At 42.1% G+C, this 380-nt stretch carries 1 protein-coding gene; it reads right to left on the bottom strand.

The annotated features are described in order from the left end of the window. Window positions 1-380 (bottom strand): deoxyribose-phosphate aldolase (gene deoC / locus IDG64_RS14465; RefSeq protein ID WP_070957628.1); only part of this gene is annotated, 380 nt, incomplete at both ends.

The raw sequence follows: 380 nt of genomic DNA, 5'->3' as shown, positions 1-380 counted from the left end.
CCTGCGCTCGCACCAATACGTGTCGCACCTGCTTCAACCATTTTATTGAAATCTTCTAAATTACGTACGCCACCTGATGCTTTTACTTCTACATCAGCACCTACTGTATCTTTCATTAATTTAACGTCTTCTGCAGTCGCACCGCCACCTGCAAAACCTGTTGAAGTTTTAACGAAGTCCGCACCAGCCGCTTTTGTTAATTCACTCGCTTTTACGATTTCGTCATGGTCCAACAATACCGTCTCAATAATCACTTTTACTGTGTGACCTTTCGCAGCTTTAACCACTGCTTCAATGTCTTGTTGTACATCATCAAAACGTCCATCTTTTAATGCGCCGATGTTGATGACCATGTCAATTTCATCTGCACCATTTTGAAT

This window comes from Staphylococcus sp. EG-SA-15, assembly GCF_017151895.1.
GTDB lineage: Bacteria > Bacillota > Bacilli > Staphylococcales > Staphylococcaceae > Staphylococcus > Staphylococcus aureus.
The sequence above is the reverse complement of the archived record's forward strand: the minus strand, read 5'-3'. Positions and strand labels throughout refer to the sequence as shown.